The sequence below is a fragment of the Pseudolabrys sp. FHR47 genome, from assembly GCF_005153485.1.
Classification (GTDB): Bacteria; Pseudomonadota; Alphaproteobacteria; order Rhizobiales; family Xanthobacteraceae; genus Pseudolabrys.
The window spans coordinates 1,568,483-1,594,429 of the sequence record NZ_CP039740.1; the positions used below are offsets into that span (position 1 = coordinate 1,568,483).

Consider the following 25,947-nt stretch of genomic DNA (forward strand, 5'->3'; position numbering starts at 1 on the left):
CCTCCCGCTTCTTGACTGACATGCCGGGGGTCGTGATCAACATGCGCGGGTTGTTTGATCGCATCAGAATTTTATTGCTATTTGCCGTTGTGATTGCCGCTGGCGCGGGTGCCGCTTCCACAGGTGCGTTGGCCGGCCCTTATGAAGACGCCTTGCTCGGGTTCACCGCGGATAGTTTCAGCGACACGGCGGATGCCATCGACAAGGCGGCCGCATCCGGTAGTGCGCTCGCTGCGCCGCTGTTGCAGGCGCTCAAGGACCAGCGCCTCCAGTTCAGCGCCGGCGAGAAGAAGGTTCTGATCAAGACACCGGACGGCAAGTTCGTCGACGCCGCCACCGGCCAGCCTTTCGCCGGTACGCCGCCGGCCGATCTGTCCAATGTCCGTCTCAATAACCGTCTGCGCAACGTGCTCGACGCCGCGCTCGGCAGTCTGACCTTGATGGCCGCCGATCCGAACAAGCGCTACGACGCTGCGCAATCGGTATTCAAGTCGCGCGACGCCGCCACGTTGCCGGCGCTGGAGAAGGCGCTCGCCGCCGAGCAGAACGCGCGGGTGAAAGCGGCGATGATGCAAGCCAAGGCGGCCATCGTTATCGCGACCGCCGATGCGCCGGCGGCCGACAAGGTCGCGGCCATCGCTGTGATCCGCGACCGCGGCGACCAGGACGCGATGGCGCTGCTGCAAATGATTCCCGCCAATGCACCGCCCGAGGTGCTGGCCGCCACGGCCGACGCCAAAACCGCGATCGAGCGCAACCTGGCGCTCTGGGCGACCGTTCAGAATCTCTGGTACGGCCTGTCGCTCGGGTCGGTGCTGCTGCTCGCGGCCATCGGCCTTGCCATCACCTTCGGTGTCATGGGCGTCATCAATATGGCGCATGGCGAGATGGTCATGCTCGGCGCCTACGTCACCTTCGTTGTGCAGGAAGTCATCCGCACCCGTTATCCTGGCCTGTTCGATTACTCGCTGGCCATCGCGCTGCCGCTGGCTTTTGTATTCTCCGGCGTCGTCGGCATCGCCATCGAGCGCTCGGTGATCCGCTTCCTCTACGGCCGGCCGCTGGAGACGCTGCTCGCTACCTGGGGCATCTCGCTGGTGCTGCAGCAGGCGGTGCGCGCCGCCTTCGGCCCGACCAACAAGGAAGTCGGCAACCCGTCCTGGATGTCGGGCGCCTTCGATCTCGGCGGCATCCTCATCACCTATAACCGGCTCTGGATCATCGTCTTCACGGCCATCGTCTTCGTCGCGTTGCTCGGCATGCTGCGCTTCACGCGGCTTGGCCTCGAAATGCGCGCTGTGACGCAGAACCGCTCGATGGCGGCTGCCGTCGGCATCCGTACCGCGCGCATCGACGCGCTGACTTTCGGCCTCGGTTCCGGCATTGCCGGCATCGCGGGCGTCGCGCTGTCGCAGATCGACAATGTGTCGCCGAACCTCGGCCAAGGCTACATCATCGACAGTTTCATGGTCGTGGTGTTCGGCGGCGTCGGCAATCTGTGGGGCACCTTGGTCGGCGCGCTGACGCTCGGCATCGCTAACAAGTTCCTCGAGCCCTTCGCCGGAGCGGTGCTCGGCAAGATCGCGGTGCTGGTCTTCATCATTTTGTTCATCCAGAAGCGCCCGCGCGGCATGTTTGCGCTCAAGGGCCGGGCGATCGAAGCATGATGAAAGCCCACCCGCTCATCCGCATGCTCGATCGCGGTTCGACGATCTTTCTCGTTCTGCTCGCCGCCTTCGCCATCGCCATTCCGGTGCTCAACCTGCTGGTGCCGCCGTCGTCGGCGATTCACGTCTCGACCTATCTCGTCGCGCTGCTCGGCAAATATATCTGCTACGGCCTGCTGGCGCTCTCCATCGACCTGATCTGGGGCTATGTCGGCATTCTCTCGCTTGGCCACGGCGCCTTCTTCGCGCTCGGCGGCTACGCCATGGGCATGTATCTGATGCGCCAGATCGGCACCCGCGGCGTCTATGCCGATCCGATCCTGCCGGACTTCATGGTGTTCCTGAATTGGAAGGAACTGCCGTTCTTCTGGTACGGTTTTCAGAACTTCGGCTACGCCATGTTCATGGTGCTGTTCGTGCCGGGGCTGCTCGCCTTTGTATTCGGCTGGTTCGCCTTCCGCTCGCGCGTCACCGGCGTTTATCTGTCGATCATCACCCAGGCGCTGACCTATGCGCTGCTGCTCGGCTTCTTCCGCAATAACTTCGGCTTCGGCGGCAATAACGGCCTGACCGATTTCAAGGACATTCTCGGCTTCAACGTGCAGGCCGAGACGACGCGCAACGCGCTGCTTGTGATTTCGTGCCTCGCGCTTGCGGTCTGCTTCCTGATCTGCCGCGCCATCGTCACCTCGAAATTCGGCAAGGTGCTGGTGGCGATCCGCGACGCCGAGGCGCGCACGCGTTTCATGGGTTATCGCGTCGAGAGCTACAAGTTGTTCGTGTTCACGGTGTCGGCCTGCATGGCCGGCGTCGCCGGCGCGCTCTATGTGCCGCAGATCGGCATCATCAATCCCAGCGAATTCGCACCTGCCAACTCCATCGAGGCCGTGATCTGGGTCGCGGTCGGCGGCCGCGGCACCTTGATCGGCGCGGTGCTCGGCGCCTTCGTCGTCAATTACACCAAGACCTTCTTCACCACCGGCTTGCTGGCGCCATACTGGTTGTTCGTGCTCGGCGGGTTGTTCATCGGCACGACCTTGTTCCTGCCACGCGGCATCGTCGGCACCTGGACGCACTGGCGCAGCGGCGTGAAGGAGAAGAGCGAGGCCAACCTCTTGAATATGCGCTCGGCCGAGGCGGAGGACGGCGTCCTGCCGACGCAGCGGTCGCCGTCGACTCAGCCGAGCGCCGCGGAGTAGGGCTACCCATGACCGACGCTGCCTACAGTTCAGAGACCACTTCCGCGCTGCTCTACCTCGACGGCATCAGCGTGTCGTTCGACGGCTTCCGGGCGCTTAACGAGCTCTCGTTTGTCATCGAGCCCGGCGAAATGCGCGCCATCATCGGCCCGAACGGCGCCGGCAAGACCACGATGATGGATGTCATCACCGGCAAGACGCGGCCCGACACCGGCGACGTGTTCTTCGAACAGGGCAAGTATGATCTGTCGACGCTCGATGAGACCGAGATCGCTACGCTCGGCATCGGCCGCAAGTTCCAGAAGCCGACTGTGTTCGAGATGCACACCGTCGAAGACAACCTGCAGCTCGCGCTCAAGAACGATCGCGACGTCAAGGCGACCTTGTTCTGGACGTCGACGCCGGAGCAAGAAGCGCGCATCGATCAGGTGCTGGAGACGGTTCGTCTCAAACATCTGCGCCAGCGCATCGCCGGCTCGCTGTCGCACGGCCAGAAGCAATGGCTCGAGATCGCCATGCTGTTGGCGCAGGACCCGAAGTTGCTGTTGGTCGACGAGCCTGTCGCCGGCATGACCGATGTCGAAACCATGCAGACAGCGGAACTGCTCCGCGAAATCAACAAGACCAAATCGGTGGTCGTCGTCGAGCACGACATGGCTTTCGTGCGCGAACTGGGCGTCAAAGTGACCTGCCTGCACGAAGGTTCGGTGCTGGCCGAAGGCTCGATCGATCAGGTGTCGGCAAACGACCGCGTGGTCGAAGTCTACCTCGGGAGATAACAATGCTCGAAGTCTCCAAGATCGACCTCTATTACGGCGCGGCGCAGGCCTTGCGCGGCGTGTCGCTCAAGGCCGAGCCCGGCAAGGTGACCTGCGTTCTCGGCCGTAACGGCGTCGGCAAATCGAGTTTGCTCCGCGCGCTGGTCGGCCAGCGGCCGGTGAAGAACGGCACCATCATGTTCGAGGGCAAGGACATCACGCGCCTCGCGACCGTCGAGCGCGCGCGGGGCGGCATCGCCTATGTGCCGCAGGGCCGCGAAATCTTTCCGCTGCTCACGGTGCAGGAAAACCTGGAGACCGGGTTTGCGCCGCTGAAACGGGCCGATCGCAAGGTGCCGGACGATGTGTTCACGCTTTTTCCGGTGCTCAAGAGCATGCTGGGGCGCCGCGGCGGCGACCTGTCCGGCGGCCAGCAGCAGCAACTTGCCATCGGCCGCGCGCTGACCATGCGACCGCGCCTGTTGCTGCTCGACGAGCCGACCGAAGGAATCCAGCCTTCAATCATCAAGGATATCGGCCGCGCCATCTCCTATCTGCGCTCGCTGGGCGGCATGGCAATCATCCTGGTCGAGCAGTATCTCGACTTCGCCCAGGAGCTCGGCGACCATTTGGTCGTCATGGACCGCGGCTCGATCGTCTACGAGAGCGACAAGACGAACCTCGACGAAAGCGCGTTGCATCGGGCGATGGCGATTTGATGTATGGTCGTCCCCGCGAAGGCGGGGACCCAGCCCTTGGGGCCTGTGCATACGAAGTGCTGGATACCCCGCCTTCGCGGGGTACGACGTCAGAGGGTGGAGTGCTCGAAGTTTCACCGCAATCTAGCGCGACCTTCCTCGCCAACCGCGCCACCGGCCACATCGGCCTGTCGGTCGTGTCGCAGGGTGGTGTAACGCGGCGTGCGCGCGTGGACGAGCACGGCTCGCTGCGTGTGCGCTTTCCCAATGTGACGGGCGACGCGCTCGAGGCCGTCATCGTCAACACCGGCGGCGGCATGACCGGCGGCGACCGCTTTAGCATCGACCTGGCGGTCGGCGAGGGCGCGCATCTCGTCGCCGGTACCGCGGCGGCGGAAAAGATCTATCGCTCCACCGGTCCGGCCGCCGAGATGGACGTGACGCTGAAGGTGGCGGCCGGCGCCCGGCTGGCCTGGCTGCCGCAGGAGACCATCCTGTTCGACCGGACAAGCCTCGCGCGTCGCATCGACGTCGATGTCGCCGAAGGCGGCTGGCTGCTTATGGCCGAAGGGGTCGTGTTCGGCCGGACGGCAATGGGAGAGGCGCTGAACGAAGGATCGTTCAGCGATCGCTGGCGCGTGCGGCTTGGCGGCAAGCTTGTCTATGCCGACACGGCGCGGCTCGATGGTGCTGTAGCCGAGCAACTGGCGCGGCGCGCGGTGGCGAATGACGGCATTGCCATGGCGACTGTGTTGATTGTGCCTGGCACTGATGATGTGCTTGAACATGTCCGCGCGCTCGGCGACACTTTTGCCGGTGAAGTCGGCATCTCCGCCTGGAACGGCATCGCCGTGGCTCGGTTCGTCGCCAAGGATGGCGCGGCGTTGCGGCGCGATCTGATCGCGGTACTTGCCGCGCTGGGCACCTCCGTTCCGAGACTCTGGCTGCAGTAATATTCTGATCGAGGACGACGATGAATCTGACGCCCCGGGAAAAAGACAAGATGTTTATCGCGCTCGCCGCAATGGTGGCGCGCAAGCGGCTGGAGCGGGGCGTCAAGCTCAATCATCCGGAAGCGATCGCGCTCATTTCCGATTTCATCATGGAGGGCGCGCGCGACGGCAAGACGGTGGCCGAGCTGATGCGCGACGGCGCCCATGTCGTCACCCGCGCGCAATGCATGGACGGCATCGCCGAGATGATCCACGACATCCAGGTTGAAGCGACCTTCCCGGACGGCACCAAGCTGGTCACGGTTCATGATCCGATTCGTTGAAAGGACTGACACGATGAAACGTCTTCTCTCCACCGCCGCCGTTCTTGTCGCCAGCGGCGTTCCAGCTTTCGCCCATGTCGGGCACGGCGCGACGGAATCCTTCGCCGCCGGCATGGCGCATCCGCTGTCGGGCCTCGACCACATCACGGTGATGGTGGCGGTCGGTCTGTGGGCCGCGCTCAAGGGCGGCAAGGCCTTGTGGGCCTGGCCGGCGGCCTTCGTCGGCGTGATGCTGGTCGGCGGCGCGATGGGCATGGAGCATTTTGATCTGCCGTTCGTCGAACCGGCGATCCTGGCCTCGGTTGTCGCGCTCGGGCTGCTGGTGGCGCTGGCGGTCGATCTGCCGGTGGCGGTCGGCGCCGCGATCATCGGCGCCTTCGCGCTGTTCCATGGTTACGCGCATGGCATGGAAGCCGGCGAGAATATCGGCGGCCTCGAATACATGGCGGGCTTTGCCATTGCCACCGCGGCGTTGCATGCGACCGGCATCGCCTTCGCCATCGTCGCTGCGCGCAATTCGCTGCGGCCGCTGGTGCGGATCGCCGGCGCGGTGTGCGTGGTGATCGGCGCTGGGCTGATCGGCGGGGTGCTCTGATGATCCCCGGTGAGATGTTCATCAAGGACGGCGAGATCGAGCTCAACGCCAAACGCAAGACGGTGACGCTCACCGTCGCGAACTCCGGCGACCGGCCGATCCAGGTCGGCTCGCACTATCATTTCTTCGAGACAAACCCGGCGCTGAAATTCGACCGCAAGAAGGCGCGCGGCATGCGCCTCGATATCGCCGCCGGCACGGCGGTGCGTTTCGAGCCGGGCCAGACGCGCGAGGTCTCGTTGGTCGCGCTCGCCGGCAAGAGGACGATCTACGGCTTCCGCGGCGATGTGATGGGCAAGCTCTGAGGCACCGCTCATGGATTGGACCGTCTTCCTTGCTTTCGTCGTGACCAGCACGCTCATGGACCTGACGCCGGGGCCGGCGGTGCTCAAGGTCGTCGGCGACGGCATGCGCCATGGCCTCAAGCCGGCGCAGTTCTCGATTGCCGGCATCCTCTCCGCCAACGCGATGTACTGCGCCTTCTCCGCGCTCGGCCTGTCGGCACTGCTGCTCGCCTTTCCCATGCTGTTCGAATTCATCAAATGGGCGGGCGTCGCCTATCTCATCTGGATCGGGCTTCAATCTCTGCGGGACGCCTGGACTGGTGATGCGGGACAGGCACAGGTCTCGCCGCATGGCACGCCGAGAGCGTTGTTCCGCTCGAGCTTCGTGCTGCAGGGTGCCAACCCGAAATCCTATCTCTATTTCGCGGCGATCCTGCCGGCGTTTGCGCCGGCCGATGCCGCGCCGCAGTGGATCCTCGTTCTCGGCGCGATCTCGATCCTGCTCGAATATCCATCGCTGCTTCTTTATTCGCTGCTCGGCGGCAAGGCGGCGCAATATGCCACCGGCCCCTTCGCCAGACGGGCGTTCAGCGGGCTGTCCGGTACGGCGGTGATCGGCGCGGCGGCGATGGTGGCGCGCACGTCGCTGCCAGCGCGGGGCGGCTGACATGATTTATGTCGATATCCCGGACGTGAAACTTTGGGCCCGCGCCGATGTTTGATCTGTATCGATCAATGCCGGGAGGACGTCATGAAGCAGGCCTACACGGGCGGCTGCCAGTGCGGCAAAGTCCGTTTCGAGGTAACAACGGAAATCGACAAAGTCATTTCCTGCAACTGTTCGCGTTGCGCCAAGCTCGGCTCGTTGCTGGCGGCGGCGTCGGCCGCCGATTTCAAATTGCTTTCGGGGGAGGGCGACCTAACGACGTTTCGGTTCAACAAGCACGTCATCAATCACCGGTTTTGCGCGACCTGCGGCATCCAGCCCTACGCCAGCGGCAAGGGACGGGATGGCAGCGACATGGTGATGATCAATGTGCGCTGCCTGGACGGCGTCGACGCGGAGAGCTTCGAGGTGATGAAATTCGACGGCCGCAGCATGTGACCGTCAGCATCGCGACGCCCCCAAGAGCCATAACGGGCGGACCGTCGTCCGCCCGTCTCAAGCTCTCGGATCCGCTTCCGGGCTACACGCGTGAGCGCGCCATCCGGTACCCAGTTACTGAGAGCCAGTGCCGGCAAACCTGGACCACAAACACCGCCGTGAAGCGACATCCACGTTCCAAGTCCACTGCGGGTTTCCCCGCTGCGGCCATGGCGATCAATCCTGTTCGGCGAAGCCAAAGACGATTGATCCGAAGCCAAGCCTATTCCTTGCCGGGCGCATGGCAAGGGCCTGAAATCGCCGGTTGATAACTATGGGGATTATTAAACAACCGTGATGGTTGTTTGATCGCCTCGTTCCGAGACGGAGTTCATGAGATGGCAGTCAAAATCAATCGTCGCGTTTATGCCGACATGTTCGGCCCGACCGTGGGCGACAAGGTGCGGCTCGCCGACACCGATCTCATTATCGAGGTCGAGAAGGACTACACCGTCTATGGCGACGAGGTGAAATTCGGCGGCGGCAAGGTGATCCGCGACGGCATGGGGCAGTCGCAGATGACCAACAAGCAAGGCGCAGTCGATACAGTGATCACCAATGCGCTGATCCTCGACCACTGGGGTATCGTCAAGGCCGATATCGCCATCAAGGACGGCCGCATTCATTCGATCGGCAAGGCCGGCAATCCCGATATCCAGCCCGGCGTCACCATTCCGATCGGCCCCGGCACCGATGTGATCGCGGGTGAGGGCAAGATCATCACCGCGGGCGGCTTCGACTCGCACATCCATTTCATCTGCCCGCAACAGATCGACGATGCGCTATATTCCGGCGTCACCACCTTGCTCGGCGGCGGCACCGGTCCCTCGCACGGTACGTATGCGACGACCTGCACGCCCGGCCCGTGGCACATCGGCCGCATGTTGCAATCTTTCGACGCCTTCCCGGTCAATCTCGGCATCGCCTGTAAGGGCAACGCCTCGCGTCCCGCCGCGCTCGAAGAGATGGTGAAGGCCGGCGCCTGCGCCATGAAGCTGCACGAGGACTGGGGCACGACACCGGCCGCGATCGACAATTGTCTCACCGTCGCCGACAAATACGACGTGCAGGTGATGATCCACACCGACACGCTCAACGAATCCGGCTTCGTCGAGGATACGGTGAAGGCCTTCAAGGGCCGCACCATTCACGCCTTCCATACCGAAGGCGCCGGCGGCGGCCACGCCCCCGACATCATCAAGGTCGCGGGCCTGAAGAACGTGTTGCCGTCCTCGACCAATCCGACGCGGCCGTTCACCCGCAACACCATCGACGAGCATCTCGACATGCTGATGGTGTGCCACCATCTCGATCCGTCGATCGCGGAGGATCTCGCCTTTGCCGAAAGCCGCATCCGCAAGGAGACCATCGCGGCCGAGGATATCCTGCACGACATCGGCGCGCTGTCGATGATGTCGTCGGACTCGCAGGCCATGGGCCGCATCGGCGAAGTCATCATCCGCACCTGGCAGACCGCGGACAAGATGAAGAAGCAGCGCGGGCAGCTCGCGGGCGAGAAGGGCGACAACGACAATCTGCGTTGCAAGCGCTACATCGCCAAATACACCATCAACCCGGCGATCGCGCAGGGCATGGCCAAGCACATCGGTTCGGTGGAGAAGGGCAAGCTCGCCGATCTCGTGGTGTGGTCGCCGGCCTTCTTCGGCGTCAAGCCGGATATCGTCATCAAGGGTGGCACCATCGTTGCCGCCGCGATGGGCGATCCGAACGCCTCGATTCCGACGCCGCAGCCGGTGCATTATCGGCCGATGTTCGGTGCCTATGGCAAGGCGCTCACCGCGTCGTCGGTGGTGTTCGTGTCGAAGGCGGCGGCGCGCTCGACCTTGCGCAAACAGCTCGGCTGCGAGAAGCAGTTCGTCGGCGTCGATAATACGCGCAAGATCAACAAGAAGAGCATGGTCTTGAACGACGCGACGCCGAATATCGAGGTCGATCCGGAGACCTATGAGGTGCGGGCGGACGGCGAACTGCTGACTTGCCCGCCGGCGGAAAGCCTGCCGATGGCGCAGAGGTATTTTTTGTTTTGAGATAGGGTGTCGTCCCCGCGAAGGCGGGGACCCATAACCCCGGTCCGTCCGTATCGCCAATACTGGGGATATGGGTCCCGGGTCTCGCTTTCGCTCGCCCGGGACGACGACTGAATATGCACCGCGCCCTTTCCATCGTCACCGACTACGACCGGAGCGCAGCCCGCGACCGCGTCGTGCTCGATGCCGACGACCGCCATCGCCGCCGCATTGTGCTGACGGGAGAGAAGGGCACGCAGGTGCTGCTCGACTTCCCGCAACCTGTGGCGCTGCGCGATGGCGACGGCCTGGTGCTCGATGACGGCTCGATTGTCGAGATTGCCGGGGCGCCCGAGCCGCTGATCGAAATCGCGGCGCCGAACGCCTTCGAGACCGTGCGGCTCGCCTGGCATCTCGGCAATCGCCATACCGATGTGCAGATCGTCAGCGGCAAGGTGCGCATTCGCCGCGATCATGTGCTGGAGGACATGCTACGCGGGTTAGGGGCCCAATTGAACCCGCTCGAGGCGGCGTTCGATCCGGAACCGGCATCGCCGCATGGGCATGGGCATCATCATGGGCATGAGCATGGATGATGTGGTGCGAAATCGCCGAGGCCGTCATCCCCGCGAAAGCGGGGATCCAGCGCTTGCTTCGCTGAAAGCGCTGGATGCTCCGCCTTCGCGGAGCATGACGGTTGAGAACGTGGGGGGAGGGGGTAGCCACCTCCTCCGCCTGATGGCCTGGCTGTCGCCGGCGTTCCCGGTCGGCGCATTCTCCTATTCCAGCGGCATCGAATGGGCGGTGGAGGCTGGTGACATCGCGGACGCCGCCACGCTGAAGGATTGGCTGAATGTGATGCTCGCCGATGGCGGCGGCTATTGCGACGCCGTTTTGTTCGCCCATGCGCATCGCGCGGTGATTAACAGCGGTGAGAAGACACTCCACGACATCGCTGAACTCGCCGCCGCCTTCGCGCCCTCGAAGGAGCGACATCTCGAAACCACGGCGCAGGGCAATGCCTTCATCGAAGCCGCGCGCGCCTGGCCTTGCGAGGCGCTCGACAAACTCAAAGCGGTCTGGAGCGGCCCGGTCGCCTATCCCGTCGCCGTCGCCGTTACGGCCGCCGGTCACGGCATTGCGCTGGAGCAGGCGCTGCCGGCTTATCTTCATGCGCTCACGGCCAACTGGGTGTCAGCGGGCGTTCGCCTTATCCCGCTCGGCCAGACGCAAGGCCTGCATGTGCTTGCGGCGCTCGAGCCTGCCGTCATCGCCACCGCGCAGCGCGCGGCTCAAGCGAGTCTCGACGATCTCGGCTCGTCCGCCTTCCGGGCCGACCTTTCCTCGGCGCTGCACGAGACCCAGTACACTCGGCTCTTCCGTTCGTAAAAGTGCTCATGTCAAAGACCTCGGGATTTGATTTCGTCATCGTCGGCGCCGGTTCTGCCGGCTGCGTCGTCGCCAACCGCCTCAGTGAAGACGAGACATGCCGCGTGCTGCTGCTGGAAGCCGGCGGCCGCGACAGCGATCCACTGATCCACATCCCGATCGGACTCGGCAAGATCCACCAAAAGCGTCTGCACGACTGGGGCTATCGCTCCGAACCGGAGCCATATCTCGACGGTCGCCGCATCGATCTGTTGCGCGGCAAGGTGCTCGGTGGCTGCTCGTCGATCAATGTCATGACCTTTACGCGCGGCCACCGCGCCGACTTCGATGGCTGGGCACAGAAGGGCCTGCGCGGCTGGGCCTATGACGATGTCGAGCCTTACTTCAAGCGTGCCGAGAGCTGGAGCGGCCCGGCGTCTGACGCGCGCGGCGACAAAGGCCCGGTCGGCGTGCGTTACGGCGAGAGCCACGATCCGCTCACCGAAGCCTGGATCGCCGCGGGCGCCGCCGCCGGCTATCCGACGATGACGGATTACAACAGCGGTGAGGTGGAAGGCTTCGGTCGCGGCCAGTATTCGATCCGCGACGGCTATCGCTGCTCGACCGCGACCGCTTATCTCAAGCCTGCGCGCCATCGCCGCAATCTCGTCGTCGAAACTCATGCACTGGCGACGCGGCTGATCGTCGAAGGCACGCATGTGCGTGGGGTTGAGTACAGCGTGCGCGGTGAAACGCGCCGCGTGCTGGCCTCGTCCGAGGTCATTCTCTGTGGCGGGGCCATCAACACGCCTCAACTTTTGATGCTGTCCGGCATCGGGCCGGCCGCGCATCTATCCGAATTCGGCATCCGCACCCTTGCCAATCTGCCGGTCGGGCAGGGACTGCAGGATCACCCCGGTGTGTTCATGAACTGGGCGCGGCGGGGCGGCAGCCCGTTCCGCGACCTGATGCGCACCGACCGTATGGTGCGCGGTCTGGTCCAGGCCTATCTGTTCGGCTCGGGCCCGGCGACCGCGGTGCCGGGCGGGCTTCATGCGTTCATCAAGACGCGGCCGGAGTTGGCTGCGCCGGATATCGAATACATGTTCCGCCACGCGCCGGATGCTCCGCATTTGTGGTTTCCGCTGCTGAAGGCGCCTTATGCCGACGGCTTTGCGCTGCGCCCGACCATCCTGCATCCGGAAAGTCGCGGCGAGGTGCTGCTGCGCTCGGCCGATCCAGCCGATCCGGTTTGCATCCGCTTCAATTTTCTCCAGACGCAAAACGATCGGGACACCTTGCGCACTGGTGTGCGCAAGGGCCGCGACATCGCCGCGCAGGCACCGCTCGATCCTTACCGGGGCGCCGAGATCGGCCCCGGTGACGCGGCGCAAACCGATGTCGAAATCGATGCCTGGATCAGGAAGACGGTGCAGAGCACGCAGCATCCGGCCTGCACCTGCGCGATGGGGGCGCAGCCGAATGCGGTGCTCGACGGCGACATGCGCGTACGCGGCATCGAGAACTTGCGCGTGGTGGACGCCTCGGCCATGCCGGACATCACCTCGTCGCATCTCAATGCCGGCGTCATCATGATGGCGGAGAAGCTGTCGGATATGGTTCGTGGCCGGCCGGCATTGCCGCGTCGCGAGCAGGCGGCGGCATGACGGGCCACTTGCACTGGACATCCAGATGGCGGAGACGAGAGATGCCGGTAGTGAAAGGACACGACAGACGATGAGCAATAACAAGAGCCCGCATGGCCCGCTTCGTGTCGGGGTCGGCGGCCCGGTCGGCTCCGGCAAAACCGCGCTGATGGACGCGCTGTGCAAGGCGTTGCGCGACAAGTATCAGATCGCCGCCATCACCAACGACATCTATACCAAGTGGGACGCCGAATATCTGGTGCGCTCCGGCGCGCTCGCCGCCGACCGCATCGCCGGCGTCGAGACCGGCGGCTGTCCGCACACCGCGATCCGCGAAGATGCCTCGATCAATCTCGCCGCCATCGCCGACATGCGCACGAAGTTTCCCGACCTCGATCTGATCCTGATCGAATCCGGCGGCGACAATCTCGCCGCGACCTTCTCGCCCGAACTCGCCGACATCACGATCTACGTCATTGACGTGGCGGCAGGTGACAAGATCCCGTCCAAGGGCGGGCCAGGCATCACCCGATCCGATCTGCTCGTCATCAACAAGATCGACCTCGCGCCTTATGTCGGCGCGTCGCTCGAGGTGATGGAGCGCGATGCATCGAGGATGCGCGGCAAACGCCCCTTCGTCATGACCAACATGCGCGAGGGCAAGGACGTCGCGGCGGTCGTGAAGTTCATCGAAGAGAAGGGCGGTCTTTCGGCGTGAGTCCGCACATGAAAAAAGCGGGACGCCGTGAAGGCGTCCCGCTGCTTCCAAAGGCCGTTGTCAGCCGCTCAGTAGCGATAGCGGCAATGACGGCGGCCCCAGTCGTCTTCCCAGCACACGCGGTGGCGCGTGCGATGACGATAGCGTCGATCCTCGGCATTGGCGCCGATGGCGGCGCCTGTCGTGCCGCCAATGATCGCGCCGACGGCGGCGCCTTCCGGACGGCCAGTCACCGCGCCGCCGATCACCGCGCCGGCGCCGGCACCGACAATGGCACCGCCGACAGCATTCTGCGCACTAGCGCCAACCGGCATGGTTGCAAGCGCAGCCAAGGTCGCCGCCGCAAGAATTGCCTTGCGCATCGTTAGCCTCCACACTTGATTGTCCTGAAGTTCGGTTGAATTCCGTCGCCCCTGAAAGTTGGTTCCATGACACGACAATCGGCGCGCGAGCGCCTTGCTGCCGCTCTCGAATGTATCGACAATCCGCAAGGCGAGGGCGCCAAGGCGGTGCTCACCGTCTATCGCGACGCGGCGCAGGCCGCCGCCGAGGCGAGCGATGCCCGCGCCCGCACCGGCACGCTGCTCGGCCCGCTCGACGGCGCGATCGTCACCATCAAGGACCTGTTCGACGTGGTCGGCGACGTCACGCGCGCCGGCTCGAAAGTGCTGGCGGATGAGGGCCAGGTCGCAGCGCGCGATGCGGTCGTGGTTCAGCGCCTGCGTGCAGCCGGCGCGGTCATCGTCGGCAAGACCAACATGTCGGAGTTTGCCTTCACCGGAGTCGGCGCCAATCCGCACTATGGCACGCCCGGCAATCCGGCCGATCGCGCGCGCGTGCCGGGCGGCTCTTCGTCCGGGGCCGGCGTCGCGGTCACCGATGGCATGTGCGAGATTGGCGTCGGCAGCGATACCGGCGGTTCGGTTCGCATCCCGGCGTCGCTGTGCGGCATTGTCGGCTTCAAGCCGTCGAAGCGGCGCGTCTCGACCGAGGGCGCATTCCCGCTGTCTTACTCGCTCGATTCCATAGGTCCGCTGGCGAAGACCGTGGCGCAATGTGCCGTTGCCGACGCGGTGTTGTCGGGCGACGAGTTCTGGACGCTTGACGCCGCGCCGCTCGCCGGCCTGCGCTTCGGCGTAGCGCAAGGGCTGCCGCTGGAAAATCTCGACGACACCGTCGGACGCCGTTTTCCCGAAGCACTCGATCGCCTGGAAAAGGTCGGCGTGCATCTCACCTATGAGAAGTTGCCGCAGTTCGAGGACATGATCGCGCTGCAGTCGCGCACCAGCATTCTGGTCGCCGAGGCCTATTCGGTGCACAGCAGCCGCATGAAGTCGCGCGCCGCGGAGGTCGATTCCATCGTTGCCAGCCGTCTGTCGCGCGGAGCCGACATCGCCGCGCATGATTACGTCAATGCCGTGCGCACACGTAACGCGCTGATCGCCGCGATGGACGAGCGGCTGCGCGACGTCGACGTGCTGGTGCTGCCGGCAACCGCCATCGTCGCGCCGCGCTTCGACGAGATCGCCGAGCCGAAGGCCTTCATGCAGCGCAACGCGATGCTGCTGCGCAATACCACCATCGGCAATTTCTTCGATCTCACCGGCGTGTCGCTGCCGCTGCCGCGCGACGGCCATTTGCCGGTCGGCCTGATGCTGCTCGCCCGCAACGGTCACGACCGGCAATTGCTGCGCATCGCCGCCGCGGTGGAGAAGCTGTTCTGCTAGACCATGATCCTTTCGGGTTGAATCAGATCATGGTCTAGCTTTTTGTTTGAGCATGATCTTTTCCGAAAACCGGTTCCCACTTTTCGGGATCATGCTCTAATCCCGCAGCGCCCCCATCAGCGCGCGATAGCGTTCATCGCCCAGCTTGGCGAGCAGGCCGGCCTCGTGGCGCTCCGCGAGCGCGCGGGCCTGCTTGAAGGTCGATTGGCCCTGCGGCGTCAATCGTAGGGCGTGGCGACGGCCGTCGCCGGTGGAGGGCAGGCGTTCCAGCAGGCCACGGCGCTCCAGCCGGTTGAGCAGCCGCACCAGACGCGCCCGCTCGATGCCGAGCGTGTTGCCGAGCTCGATCTGGGACAGGCCTTCATTGGCATGGATTACCGCCAGCACCGAAAATTGCGCGGGGCTCAATTCGATCGCCGCCAAAGTGCGGATGAAGTCCTGGAAAACCCAGATCTGCAGGCGGCGAATGAAATAGCCGAGATGGCCGGTGAGCGCGCCGATATCGCTGACCATCGGCGGGCTGCGACGCGGCGTTGCGGGGGCTGCGCTCGCCCGGCGTCCGGCCTTGGCTGGGGCGGTCGCGGCGGCTGATCTGCGAATACGGGCAGGCTTTGCCGGCATGCCTCGACTTGCTCCCTGTGGCTCCCTGCGGCGCGTCATTCTCACGGTGCGCTCGGCTGACAATGTTGTTGACGGGAATTGTTGTCCCAGTCAACAATATGTCGCAATTCAGGGCGGGCGGTGGCAGGCGGGCCTCAGGGGCCGTGTGCCGCCTTTCGTTCACTTGTGGAAGCGGGGCAAAACCCGCCATCATGGTTCTAATAAAGGCCGCCGTCGCGGCCAGGGGAGGATGTCATGACTGAGATCAAGAAAACCGTCGCGACCAAAGTGAGCCGCCGTACCGTCACCGCCGGCCTCGGCGCGCTCGGCATCACGGCGGGCGTCGCCCCGTTCAACATCGTGCGCGCGCAGAGCGGCCCGCTCAAGGTCGGCGTACTGCTGCCGCGTTCGGGCTATCAGGCCGGCATCGGTCAGGACTGCCAGCGCGGTGTCGACATTACGGGCGGCATCCTCAAGGAGCTCGGTCTGCCTGAACTGCAGATCATGAACGCCGACACCGAGACCAACGTCGAAGTCGCCCGTTCGCGCGCCGAAAAGCTGATCAGCGAAGGCGCGCAGGTTCTGATGGGTGCCTTCGACAGCGGCCAGAGCACCGCGATCGCTCAGGTCGCCGAGCAGAAGGGCATTCCCTACGTAATCAACATCGCGGCCGCCCCGCCGATCACCGAGCAGGGCTACAAGTTCGTGTTCCGCAACTTCCCGACCGCGCCGATGATCCTGCGCGACGCTTTCCTCAATCAGAAGGAAATCTTCGCGGCGGCCGGCGCGGCGCCGAAGACGGCGGTGTTCCTGCACGTCAACGACACCTTCGGCACCGCGATGTCGAAGGCGATCCCGGGCGTGATGCCGAAGTTCGACATGCCGTACAAGATCCTCGAGACGATCTCGTATGACCCTGCGGCGCGCGACCTCTCGGTCGAAGTGTCCAAGGCCAAGGCGACCAAGGCCGAAGCCATCATCCTGGTCAGCCGCCTCAACGACGCCATCCTGCTGACCCGCGAAATGGTCAAGCAGCGCTGGTCGCCGATGACCGTGCTGAGCATGGGCCCGGGCTGGTACGAGGACCAGTATCTCAAGACCTTGGGCAAGCTCGCGGACGGTCCGCTTAGCTTCGTGCCGTGGTACGACCCGAACAAGCCGCTGAGCAAGAAGCTGGAGACGGCGCTCGCCAAGGCGCACCCGGGCGTGAACCTCAATACAAACCACGTCTATTCGTTCGAGGCGCTGCTGGTGGCCGCCGATGCCTACAAGCGCGCCGGTTCGACCGATCCGAACCAGCTCGCCGAGGCGATCCGCAAGACCAACATCACCAACAACGTCAGCCCCGGTCCTGGCATCCAGTTCGACGCCAAGGGTCAGAACGACAAGCTGCTCAACAGCGCGATCCAGAATCGCGGTGGCAAGCTCGTCACCGTGGCGCCGAAGGTCGCGGCCAATGCCAAGGCCGAACTGCCGATGAAGCCTTACGACAAGCGCTGATCGCTCGTCGTCAGGATGCGTCAACCGCTGTCATGGCCGGGACATAGCCCGTGTTCCCGGCCATTCACGGCTTGCATTTATTTTGTGACGACGTGGATGCCCGGCCAAAAGCCGGGCACGACGGGAGTGCCGCCAAGCCGGGCGGATAACAGGAAGCCAATCGGTGCCTTTTGAAATCTACCTGAACGTTGCCGTCGCGGGCATTCTGACCGGACTTGTCTACGGGCTGATGGCGCTCGGCCTGTCGGTCATCTTCGGCGTCGTGCGCGTCGTCAATTTCGCCCACGGCGAAATGATGACGGTCGCCATGTATATCGCCGTCACCTTGTTCTCGGCCCTGGGCCTCGATCCGCTGGTCATGCTGGTGCCGATCGCGATCGTGCTGTTCGCTTTCGGCTATCTGCTGCAGAAGAGCCTGATCAATCCTTTCATTACGCGCCCCGAACACACTCAGTTCCTGCTGCTGGTTGCGGTTGCGATCATCATGGTCAACGTCCTGCTGATCCTGTTTGGGCCGGATGCGCAGAACGTGCAGGTGTCCTACGCCTATGACAGCTATCAGATCGGGCCGCTGATCGTCGACGCGACCAAGACCTACGCCGCGCTGGCCGCGCTGGTGGTGGCGACGGCGCTATTCTGCTTTTTCCGCTACACCACGCTCGGCACCGCGATCCGCGCCTGCGCCGACAACTATACAGGCGCACTGGTCGTCGGCCTCGACGTGAAGCACCTCTATGCACTCACATTCGGTCTCGGCGCGGCCTGCGTCGGCGCGGCGGGCGCAATGCTGGTGCTGATCATCGACGTCACGCCGGCGCTTGGGCCAGCTTATACGCTGCTCGCCTTCGTCATTGTCATCACCGGCGGTCTCGGCTCCATGCCGGGCGCGCTGCTCGGCGGCGTGATGATCGGTCTGACCGAAGCGATGGCCGGGCTGCTCTTCTCGCCGTCGGCGAAAAGCATGTTCGCCTTCGGAATTCTGGTGCTCGTGCTGCTGTTCCGTCCGCAAGGTATTTTGGGCAAGAGGGCCGCATGATCGCACGCCTCATCGACGGCGTGCCGGCGCGCGCGCTCATCCTTCTTGGTCTGCTGCTGGCATTCGCGCTCTTCGCGCCGCTGTTTGCCAGCGACTATTTGCTGACGGTCCTCATCCTGATCTTCTATTTCGCCTATACCGGACAGGCGTGGAACATCATGATGGGCTTTGCCGGTCAGTTGTCGCTCGGCCATACGCTTTATGTTGGTCTCGGCGCCTACACGGCCGCAGCTTTGTTCGTGCATTACGGTATCGCGCCCTGGATCGGGCTTGTGATCGGGGTGCCGATTGCCGGTGCAGTCGGCGCCTTCGTCGGCTTCCTGGCCTTTCGTTTCCGGGTCGGCGGCGTCTATTTCGCCATCCTGACCATCGCCTTCGCCGAATTCGCCCGCGTCGGCTTCGACCATCTATCCTTCACGGCCGGTTCATCGGGCCTGTTCCTGCCGGTAAAGCAGTATTCCGGCAACGATCTGTGGACCCTGCGCGGCGAACCGGTGATGTTCTACTACGTGCTGCTGGTGGCGACAGTCGCCGCCTTTATCGGCTGCCGCATGCTGCTGAAAAGCCGCATCGGGTATTTCTGGCTGGCGATCCGCGAAGACGAAGAAGCCGCCCGCGCCGTCGGTATCGACACATTCCGCTACAAGATGATTGCGGTGATCATCTCGGCGGCGATGACGTCGTTCGCCGGGGTGGTCTATGCCTTCTATTACAATAACCTGTTTCCCGAGCAGGTCTTCCATATCTCGCGCTCGATCGAGATCATCCTCGGGCCCATCGTCGGCGGCATTGGCACCTTGTTCGGTCCGATCCTCGGCGCGTTCATTCTCACCGGTCTCGCGGAAGCGTTGACCGAAGGCCTGCACGCCATTGGCGTCGACGTGCCCGGCGCCAAGCAGGTGTTCTATGGCATCTGCCTGCTGTTCGTGATCATGGCGCTGCCCGACGGCGTGTGGCCATGGCTCAAACGCCGACTCGGGCTGACGGAGCGCCAGTCATGAAGCCGCTCCTTGAGGTTCAGGGCGTCAGCAAACGCTTCCGCGGCCTGCTCGCCGTCGACAAGGTCAGTTTCGAAGTACCGCAGGGCGCCATCTACGCCGTGATCGGTCCGAACGGCGCCGGCAAGACCACCTTGTTCAATATGATCGCTGGTGTATTCGCGCCCGATGGCGGCAGCATTAACTTCGCCGGCGAGCAGATCGATGGCCTGCCTCCCAATGAAGTGGCTCAGCGCGGCATTGGCCGTACCTTCCAGATCGTACGTCCGTTCCCGGCGCTGACGGTCGAAGAGAACGTCGTCGTCGGTGCGCTGATGAAGCGCACCGATGTGTCGGCCGCGCGCACCCGCGCCCAAGAGGTACTGCGCCGTCTCGATCTTTACGACAAGCGCAACCAGCGTGCCTCGTCGATGACGCTGCCGGACCGCAAACGGCTCGAGGTTGCCCGTGCGCTCGCCACCGATCCGAAGCTGTTGTTGCTCGATGAAGTGATGGCCGGCCTGAGGCCGACCGAAACCGATCGCATGGTCGACATTCTCAAGGAACTGAACCGCGACACCGGCCTGACGATCCTTCTGATCGAGCACGTCATGCGCGCCGTCATGGCGCTGGCGCAGCACATTGTCGTGCTGCATCACGGCGCCAATATCGCCGAGGGTGCGCCCGCCGACGTCGTGCGCGACAAGGCCGTGATCGACTCCTATCTCGGCGCGGAGGCCGTCGCATGATCCCGAAAAGTGGAAGCCGGTTTTCGGACAAGATCATGCGACAGGAGAAAATCTGACATGCTCCTCGTCGAAAATCTCGATGTCCATTATGGCGATGCCCAGGCGCTCGACGGCGTTACGCTGGAGATTCCGGATCGCGCCATTGTTGCCATCGTCGGTGCTAACGGCGCCGGCAAAACGTCGCTGATCCGCGCCATCGCCGGTATCAACAAGCCGACGCGCGGCCGCATTCTCTATCGCGGCGACAACATCGCCGGATTGCCGAGCTACAAGGTCTGCAATCTCGGCATCGGGCAGGTGGCGGAAGGTCGCCAGGTGTTTCCGACCCTGACCATCGCCGAAAATCTGGCCATGGGCGCCATGATCCCGCGCGCCAAGGCCAATCGCGATCGCAATCTCGATCGCGTCTACACCATGTTTCCGCGGCTGGCCGAGCGGCGCGCTCAGGCCGCGGGTACCTTGTCGGGGGGCGAGCAGCAAATGGTCGCCATTGGGCGATGTTTGATGGGCGAACCGGAGCTCATCATGTTCGACGAGCCGTCGCTGGGTCTGGCCCCGGCGGTTGTGCAGCAGGTTTTGGCCACTGTGCGCGACCTCAATCGCGAGGGCATGACCTGTGTGCTGGTCGAACAGAACGTTGCGGTGTCGCTGAAATTAGCGAGCCACGCTTATGTGCTCGAGAATGGCCGCATCACTTTGTCGGGCTCGGGCGAGCAAATGCTCGGCGACGACCGCGTTCGTCAGGCTTACCTGGGAATTTAGCGCGGCAGCAGTCCCGCCGGCCGACGGTTATTCCGCATCAGCAGGTTGAGCGCGGCGACGCGCAGGCTGAGGGGGCAGTCCGGAAAGCTGGCGCGGAGCAGCTTGAGCGCTTCGGCGTCTGTAGCCGGTGAGTATCGCATCACCGTTTCGGCCATCCAGAGCGCATCGGCGGCCGGAGTGCCGGAGCGGGACGCGAGCAGAGCTTGACCCATTGTGCAGTCCTGTGCGCTGTCAAACCACAGTCTGGAACCGGCATTCCCAGTGTGCGGCTCGGACGTTAGGGATTGGTTAACAACGCAAACGGCCGGCGGTTCCCGCCGGCCGTTTCAGTCCTAACTGATTCGGGTCCGCTGTGAATCCCCGATCTTCGACCTATTTCAAGGGCTGCCCGATGGTCACGGTGCAAGTGCCCACACCTTCGACGGCGCATTCGAGCTTGTCGCCGGCGACCGTGGCGGCGACGCCGGCCGGCGTGCCGGTCATGATGATGTCGCCGGGCGCCAGCTCCACCATCTTCGACAGGTCGGCAATGATTTCCGGCACGTTCCAGATCAGCTGATTGAGATCGCCGTCCTGCCGCAGTTGGCCATTGCACTTGAGCGTGATCTTCCCGCTCTTGGGGTGTCCAATTTCCGATGCCGGCCTGATTGCGCCGCAGGGCGCCGAATGATCGAAGGCCTTGCCGATCTCCCACGGCCGCTTCAGTTCGCGCGAGGCGATCTGCAGGTCGCGGCGGGTGAGGTCGATGCCGACGGCATAACCGTAGATACAGTCATTGGCCTTGTCGGCCGGAATGTTGCGGCCGCCGGACTTGAGCGCGACAACGAGTTCGACCTCGTGATGCATGTCCTTGGTCAACGACGGGTAGGGCACGGTGCCGCCATCCGGCACGATGGCGTCGGCGGGCTTGGCGAAATAGAACGGCGGCAGACGTTCGTCCTGGCCCATCTCACGGATGTGCTCGATGTAGTTGCGGCCGACGCACCAGATGCGGCGGACCGGAAACGACTTGGATGAGCCGGCAACCGCGATCACGGGCTGCGGCGGCGCTGGAATGACGTAGTCCGCGCTCATGGGAAGGGCCTTTTGCGGGTTGAAGAACTCTGCGGTTTTTTAGGCTGATGCCGCGACCGCCGCAAGCGGCGCCGGCTGCTCCTGATCCTTGAGCTGCAGCCGATAGAACGTGGCGTAGCGCCCGCCTTTGGCCAGCAGTTCGTCGTGACGCCCGGACTCGGAGGCGTGGCCGCCTTCGATCACATAAATGCGGTCGGCGTGCGAGATGGTATGCAGGCGGTGGGCAATGGCGAGCGTGGTGCGGCCGGCGCTCAGATGATCCATCGCCTCGCGCACGGCGAGCTCGCTTTCGGAGTCGAGCGCGGCGGTGGCCTCGTCCAGCAGGATGATCGGCGCATTCTTGATGAAGGCGCGCGCGATGGCGATGCGCTGGCGCTGGCCGCCCGACAGTTGCAGACCGTGCTCGCCGACCGGTGTGTCGTAGCCGAGCGGGAACGCCATGATGAAGTCGTGCGCATAGGCGCCCTTGGCGGCGGCGACGATTTCTTCTTCCGTCGCGCCCGGTTTGCCGAAGGCGATGTTCTCGCGCACCGTGCCGCGAAACAGGAAGGTCTCCTGGCCGACATAGGCGATCTGTTCGCGCAATGAGCGGCGCGCCACCTGCGTCACTTCCTGGCCATCGATCTCCACGCGGCCCTCATGCGCGTCGTAGAAGCGCATCAGCAGGTTGAACACCGTGGACTTGCCGCCGCCCGAGGGCCCGACCAGCGCCGTGAGCTTGCCCGGCTCGGCGACGAAGGACATGCCGCGCAGCACCGGCTGCTCGCCGCGATAGGAGAAATCCACGTTCTTGAACTCGATGCGGCGCTCGGCGACCTTGAGCGCCGGCTTGTCGTCGTCGGCCGCTTCGCTCGGCGGGCTATCGAGCACTTCGAACAGCACCCGCACGCCGACCAGCGCGCTGTTGAGTTCGATGTTGAGGCGGGCGAGGCGTTTGGCCGGCTCGTAGGCCAAAAGGAACGCGGTGATGAAGGAGAAGAACTGCCCTGGCGTGGCGCCAGTCTCCAGCACGCGATAGCCGCCGTAGCAGATGGCGATGGCGATGGCGATACCACCGAGCGTTTCCATCAGCGGCGAGGCGCGGGCGCCGACGCGCGCCATCTTGTTGGCCTCGTGCTCGACCCGCGCGACATTGTCGTCGAAGCGCTTGCGCATCACTGGCTCGAGCGTGAAAGCCTTGACGATGCGGATGCCCTGCAGCGTCTCCTGCAGCGTCTCGATGATGCGCGCGCCACCCTGGAATTGCGAGCGACCGATCTTGTAGACGCGGCGCACCATCTTGCGCAGCACCAGGAAAGCCGGCGGCGCCACGAAGAACGAGAAGAAGGACAGCACCGGGTCCTGCACCACCATCACGGTGACGAGGCCGATCAGCGACAACAGATCGCGGCCGACCGACATCACCAGCAAATTGATGACCTGCGTCGCGGCATTGGCGCCGGCGGTGAGGCGGGCGATGAATTCGGTCGAGTGCCGGTCGGAGAAGAAGCCGAGGCCCTCACGCAAGAGCTTGGCGAACACCGCGCGCTGGTTGTCGGCGATGATGCGGTTGCCGATCTGCGACAGCAGCACGGTGTGGACGTAAGTCGCGAGGCCTTTCATCGCGAACAGCGCGACCGTGATCGCACCCAGCACCATGATGCCGGGCAGATTGCGGTTGACGTAGGTCTCGTTGATGACGTTGCCGATCAGATAGGCGCTGAAGGCGGTGCAGCCGGCGGCGATCGCCATGAAGACGAAGGCGGTCGCGTATTTGCGCCAGTGGCCGATGCCCTGCTCGACGAACAGGCGCCGGATCAGCACCGTGGGCTTGTACCGTGGATCGTCGGCGGCCGTCGTCAGGGCGGAATTCTGGTCGGTCATGCGCTCTCTGTCGGGCATCCCCCGACAGGCGTCAAGGTGCCCGTTCCACGCGGAAAACCGGGCGATTGGACGTCATTTAACCGTCAAAGGGACCGGATTCAGGGGCGTCCGGACGGCGTCCGCGCCGCATTGGCCTGCAGGCGCTTTTCCCATGCCAGCGCATGGGAGACGATGGTGTCGAGGTCCCGGAATTGGGGATTCCACGCCGGCAGCGCCTTGCGGATGCGATCGACATTGGCGACCAGCGCCGCCGGATCGCCCGGACGGCGGCCTTCGATGTCCACCGGAAAATCATGGCCGGCGGCTCTACGTACCGCATCGATGACCTCGAACACCGAGGCGCCGCGGCCATAGCCGCAATTGAAGGTGGCGCTGACGCCGCCGCGGCGCAGATGGCCGAGCGCGGCCGAATGGGCGCGTGCCAGATCCGTCACATGAATGTAATCGCGGATGCAGGTGCCGTCCGGCGTGTCGTAATCGGTGCCGTAGACCGCCATGCGCGGCCGCTTGCCGACGGCGGTTTCGCAGGCAACCTTGATGAGATGTGTTGCCGCTGGTGTCGCCTGGCCAGTGCGGCCGCGCGGATCGGCGCCAGCGACGTTGAAGTAGCGCAGCACGACGAAGCGCAGGCCGTGAGCCTTGCCGGCGTCGTGCAGCATGATTTCCGACATCAGCTTCGACGTGCCGTAGGGCGAGATCGGCTGCGTCGGCGCGCTCTCGTCGATGGGGTTGTCGATCGCGTTGCCGTACACCGCGGCGGTCGAGGAGAAGATCATCTGCCGCACGCCGCCTTCGATGGCCGCGTCGATCAGCGTGCAGGTGTTCATCGTGTTGTTGCGGTAATAGCCAAGCGGGTCGCGCACCGAATCCGGCACCACGACCGAGGCCGCGAAATGGATGATGGCGGTGACGCCATGCTGCTCGATGGTCTTGAGCACCAGGTCGCGGTCACCGGTCGAGCCGTTGACGAACGGCACCGTCGCCGGGAAAAGATAACGGAAGCCGGTCGACAGGTTGTCGAGCACGACCACCGGCTCGCCAGCGTCGACCAGTTCGTGAACCGTGTGGCTGCCGATATAACCGGCGCCGCCGGTAACCAGGACCGTCATAAGGTGCCCCCGAATTTCAAGCTGAGGCTTCTACAGGCCAATCGTGAAAAAAGAGCGGGAAACTTGTCCCGGTCCACCGGAGTTCCGGCCGATATTGTTAATGGGTGGTAACCAGTATAACAGGCGCATTAAGATAAAGGGGCTGGCGTTCGTCGCGGCATGAAGGACATCCTGTTCATCAAGACCTCGTCGCTTGGCGATGTGATCCATCACATGCCGGCGGTGACCGATGCGCGCCGGGCGCGGCCCGAGCTGCATCTGTCGTGGGTGGTGGAGGAGGCGTTCGCGCCGCTGGCGCGATTGCATCCCGGCATCGACGAAGTCATCCCCGTCGCGTCGCGCCGTTGGCGCAAGAGCCTTCAATCGCCGGCGACTTGGTCGGAAATGCGGCGGCATTGCGCGGCGCTTCGCGCGAAGCGCTACGATCGCATCGTCGATACGCAGGGTCTGTTGCGTAGCGCTCTGATCGCGCGCATCGCGCGCGGCGAGCGTCATGGCTATGACCGCGCCAGCATCCGCGAACCCTTGGCGAGTTTGTTCTACGACGTGCGTCACACCGTGAGCCGCGATCTGCACGCGGTCGAGCGCAACCGCCGGCTCACTGCGCTGTCGCTCGGCTATGAGATGGAGGGCGCGCCCGATTACGGCCTGTCGCGCGCCAGCTTCACGGCGCCGGACGAACCCTATGTCGTCTTCCTTCACGCCACCGCGCAGCCGCGCAAGGAATGGCCGGTGGCCAACTGGATTGCGCTCGGGCAGTCGCTGAACGAGCGCGGCCTTCAGGTCGTGCTGCCCTGGGGAACCGAGACCGAGCGTCTGCGCAGTGAGGAGATCGCCAAAGCCCTACCGAGCGCGCGCGTGCCGGATCGCGCGCCGCTCGATCAGGTGGCGCGGCTGATCGCCAATGCGCGCGGTGTTGTCGGCGTCGATACGGGGCTGCTGCATCTCGGCGCCGCGCTGTCCGTGCCACTGATCGCCATCTTCGCCGGCAGTCAGCCAAAGCTCACCGGCCCCGTCGGCTCAGGGCCGATGACAGTGCTCGGCACCGACGGCGCGCCACCGGGTGTGGATGAGATGAGGGCGGCAGTTGTTGGAATGTCATCACCGGGCTTGTCCCGGTGATCCCGCTTAGGTCGCGCTGACATTGCCCGCCTAAGCGAGATGGCCGGG

The 25,947-nt window shown here is 64.3% G+C and carries 28 protein-coding genes; 22 read left to right on the forward strand and 6 right to left on the reverse strand.

Going from position 1 to position 25,947, the window contains the following annotated elements; all coding sequences use genetic code 11:
• Window positions 1-20: 20 nt before the first annotated feature.
• From urtB to ureG, 15 genes are all read left to right on the forward strand, one after another.
• A complete protein-coding gene (urtB, locus tag E8Q40_RS07720) occupies window positions 21-1,667 on the forward strand; it encodes an urea ABC transporter permease subunit UrtB (RefSeq protein WP_137043832.1) in 1,647 nt (548 codons plus the stop codon).
• Entirely contained in the window at window positions 1,667-2,866 is a 1,200-nt protein-coding gene (gene urtC / locus E8Q40_RS07725) for an urea ABC transporter permease subunit UrtC (RefSeq protein WP_137046631.1), read from the forward strand. Before urtB ends, urtC begins: the two co-directional genes overlap by 1 nt.
• Window positions 2,867-2,874: 8 nt before the next feature.
• On the forward strand, window positions 2,875-3,645 hold the full coding sequence (gene urtD, locus E8Q40_RS07730) for an urea ABC transporter ATP-binding protein UrtD (protein WP_137043833.1): 771 nt from the start codon (window positions 2,875-2,877) through the stop codon (window positions 3,643-3,645).
• A 2-nt stretch (window positions 3,646-3,647) separates the two neighbouring features.
• Entirely contained in the window at window positions 3,648-4,343 is a 696-nt protein-coding gene (gene urtE, locus E8Q40_RS07735) for an urea ABC transporter ATP-binding subunit UrtE (protein ID WP_137043834.1), read from the forward strand.
• Window positions 4,344-4,444: 101 nt separating this feature from the next.
• Entirely contained in the window at window positions 4,445-5,275 is an 831-nt protein-coding gene (locus E8Q40_RS07740) for an urease accessory protein UreD (protein ID WP_246663031.1), read from the forward strand.
• A 20-nt stretch (window positions 5,276-5,295) separates the two neighbouring features.
• Window positions 5,296-5,598 carry an urease subunit gamma gene (locus E8Q40_RS07745; protein WP_137043836.1) on the forward strand — a complete coding sequence of 101 codons (303 nt, stop codon included), beginning with the start codon at window positions 5,296-5,298 and terminating at the stop codon, window positions 5,596-5,598.
• A 13-nt stretch (window positions 5,599-5,611) separates the two neighbouring features.
• Entirely contained in the window at window positions 5,612-6,193 is a 582-nt protein-coding gene (locus E8Q40_RS07750; protein ID WP_168197767.1) for a HupE/UreJ family protein, read from the forward strand.
• Complete coding sequence (locus tag E8Q40_RS07755; RefSeq protein ID WP_137043838.1) at window positions 6,193-6,498, forward strand: urease subunit beta; 306 nt, start codon at window positions 6,193-6,195, stop codon at window positions 6,496-6,498. The genes E8Q40_RS07750 and E8Q40_RS07755 overlap by 1 nt, the downstream gene beginning before the upstream one ends.
• A 10-nt stretch (window positions 6,499-6,508) precedes the next feature.
• Window positions 6,509-7,144, forward strand: coding sequence for a LysE family translocator (locus E8Q40_RS07760; RefSeq protein ID WP_137043839.1), 636 nt, complete (start codon window positions 6,509-6,511; stop codon window positions 7,142-7,144).
• Window positions 7,145-7,228: 84 nt separating this feature from the next.
• Window positions 7,229-7,582 (forward strand): GFA family protein, encoded by a 354-nt coding sequence (locus E8Q40_RS07765; RefSeq protein ID WP_137043840.1) that lies wholly within the window; start codon window positions 7,229-7,231, stop codon window positions 7,580-7,582.
• 377 nt (window positions 7,583-7,959) lie between these two features.
• Window positions 7,960-9,669 carry an urease subunit alpha gene (ureC, locus tag E8Q40_RS07770; RefSeq protein WP_137043841.1) on the forward strand — a complete coding sequence of 570 codons (1,710 nt, stop codon included), beginning with the start codon at window positions 7,960-7,962 and terminating at the stop codon, window positions 9,667-9,669.
• A 116-nt stretch (window positions 9,670-9,785) separates the two neighbouring features.
• Complete coding sequence (locus E8Q40_RS07775) at window positions 9,786-10,244, forward strand: urease accessory protein UreE (protein WP_137043842.1); 459 nt, start codon at window positions 9,786-9,788, stop codon at window positions 10,242-10,244.
• A 94-nt stretch (window positions 10,245-10,338) separates the two neighbouring features.
• Window positions 10,339-11,037, forward strand: a complete 699-nt coding sequence (locus E8Q40_RS07780; protein WP_205995725.1) for an urease accessory protein UreF — start codon at window positions 10,339-10,341, stop codon at window positions 11,035-11,037.
• 8 nt (window positions 11,038-11,045) lie between these two features.
• The gene (locus tag E8Q40_RS07785) at window positions 11,046-12,683 is read left to right on the forward strand and encodes a GMC family oxidoreductase (RefSeq protein ID WP_137043843.1); all 1,638 of its coding nucleotides are present in this window, start codon (window positions 11,046-11,048) and stop codon (window positions 12,681-12,683) included.
• A 70-nt stretch (window positions 12,684-12,753) separates the two neighbouring features.
• Window positions 12,754-13,380, forward strand: coding sequence for an urease accessory protein UreG (ureG, locus tag E8Q40_RS07790; RefSeq protein ID WP_137043844.1), 627 nt, complete (start codon window positions 12,754-12,756; stop codon window positions 13,378-13,380).
• A 68-nt stretch (window positions 13,381-13,448) separates the two neighbouring features.
• On the opposite strand, the gene E8Q40_RS07795 is transcribed toward ureG, so the two are convergent.
• Window positions 13,449-13,742, reverse strand: a complete 294-nt coding sequence (locus E8Q40_RS07795; RefSeq protein WP_137043845.1) for a YMGG-like glycine zipper-containing protein — start codon at window positions 13,740-13,742, stop codon at window positions 13,449-13,451.
• Window positions 13,743-13,808: 66 nt separating this feature from the next.
• Here E8Q40_RS07795 and E8Q40_RS07800 point away from each other — a divergent pair, with 66 nt between their 5' ends.
• On the forward strand, window positions 13,809-15,107 hold the full coding sequence (locus E8Q40_RS07800; RefSeq protein ID WP_137043846.1) for an amidase: 1,299 nt from the start codon (window positions 13,809-13,811) through the stop codon (window positions 15,105-15,107).
• A 96-nt stretch (window positions 15,108-15,203) separates the two neighbouring features.
• Here the strand turns inward: E8Q40_RS07800 and E8Q40_RS07805 are convergent, their stop codons facing one another.
• On the reverse strand, window positions 15,204-15,620 hold the full coding sequence (locus E8Q40_RS07805) for a MarR family winged helix-turn-helix transcriptional regulator (RefSeq protein ID WP_168197768.1): 417 nt from the start codon (window positions 15,618-15,620) through the stop codon (window positions 15,204-15,206).
• A gap of 342 nt (window positions 15,621-15,962) precedes the next feature.
• Between E8Q40_RS07805 and E8Q40_RS07810 the strand changes: the two genes are divergently transcribed.
• The 5 genes from E8Q40_RS07810 (at window position 15,963) to E8Q40_RS07830 (ending at window position 20,731) form a co-directional block, all read left to right on the forward strand.
• Complete coding sequence (locus E8Q40_RS07810; RefSeq protein WP_137043847.1) at window positions 15,963-17,207, forward strand: ABC transporter substrate-binding protein; 1,245 nt, start codon at window positions 15,963-15,965, stop codon at window positions 17,205-17,207.
• Between the two features lie 163 nt (window positions 17,208-17,370).
• Complete coding sequence (locus tag E8Q40_RS07815) at window positions 17,371-18,243, forward strand: branched-chain amino acid ABC transporter permease (RefSeq protein ID WP_137043848.1); 873 nt, start codon at window positions 17,371-17,373, stop codon at window positions 18,241-18,243.
• Window positions 18,240-19,244, forward strand: a complete 1,005-nt coding sequence (locus tag E8Q40_RS07820; protein ID WP_137043849.1) for a branched-chain amino acid ABC transporter permease — start codon at window positions 18,240-18,242, stop codon at window positions 19,242-19,244. The genes E8Q40_RS07815 and E8Q40_RS07820 overlap by 4 nt, the downstream gene beginning before the upstream one ends.
• A complete protein-coding gene (locus E8Q40_RS07825; protein WP_137043850.1) occupies window positions 19,241-19,969 on the forward strand; it encodes an ABC transporter ATP-binding protein in 729 nt (242 codons plus the stop codon). Before E8Q40_RS07820 ends, E8Q40_RS07825 begins: the two co-directional genes overlap by 4 nt.
• 57 nt (window positions 19,970-20,026) lie before the next feature.
• Complete coding sequence (locus E8Q40_RS07830) at window positions 20,027-20,731, forward strand: ABC transporter ATP-binding protein (protein ID WP_137043851.1); 705 nt, start codon at window positions 20,027-20,029, stop codon at window positions 20,729-20,731.
• Here the strand turns inward: E8Q40_RS07830 and E8Q40_RS07835 are convergent.
• The 4 genes from E8Q40_RS07835 to galE form a co-directional block, all read right to left on the reverse strand.
• Entirely contained in the window at window positions 20,728-20,943 is a 216-nt protein-coding gene (locus E8Q40_RS07835) for a hypothetical protein (RefSeq protein WP_137043852.1), read from the reverse strand. The genes E8Q40_RS07830 and E8Q40_RS07835 overlap by 4 nt on opposite strands.
• A 160-nt stretch (window positions 20,944-21,103) precedes the next feature.
• Complete coding sequence (locus E8Q40_RS07840; RefSeq protein WP_137043853.1) at window positions 21,104-21,805, reverse strand: fumarylacetoacetate hydrolase family protein; 702 nt, start codon at window positions 21,803-21,805, stop codon at window positions 21,104-21,106.
• Between the two features lie 39 nt (window positions 21,806-21,844).
• Entirely contained in the window at window positions 21,845-23,668 is a 1,824-nt protein-coding gene (locus E8Q40_RS07845; protein WP_137043854.1) for an ABC transporter ATP-binding protein, read from the reverse strand.
• 98 nt (window positions 23,669-23,766) lie between these two features.
• Window positions 23,767-24,777 carry a UDP-glucose 4-epimerase GalE gene (gene galE / locus E8Q40_RS07850; RefSeq protein WP_137043855.1) on the reverse strand — a complete coding sequence of 337 codons (1,011 nt, stop codon included), beginning with the start codon at window positions 24,775-24,777 and terminating at the stop codon, window positions 23,767-23,769.
• Between the two features lie 159 nt (window positions 24,778-24,936).
• On the opposite strand from galE, the gene waaC reads away from it, so the two are divergent.
• Window positions 24,937-25,899: a lipopolysaccharide heptosyltransferase I gene (waaC, locus tag E8Q40_RS07855; protein WP_137043856.1), complete on the forward strand. Its 963-nt coding sequence runs from the start codon at window positions 24,937-24,939 to the stop codon at window positions 25,897-25,899.
• Window positions 25,900-25,947: the final 48 nt, after the last annotated feature.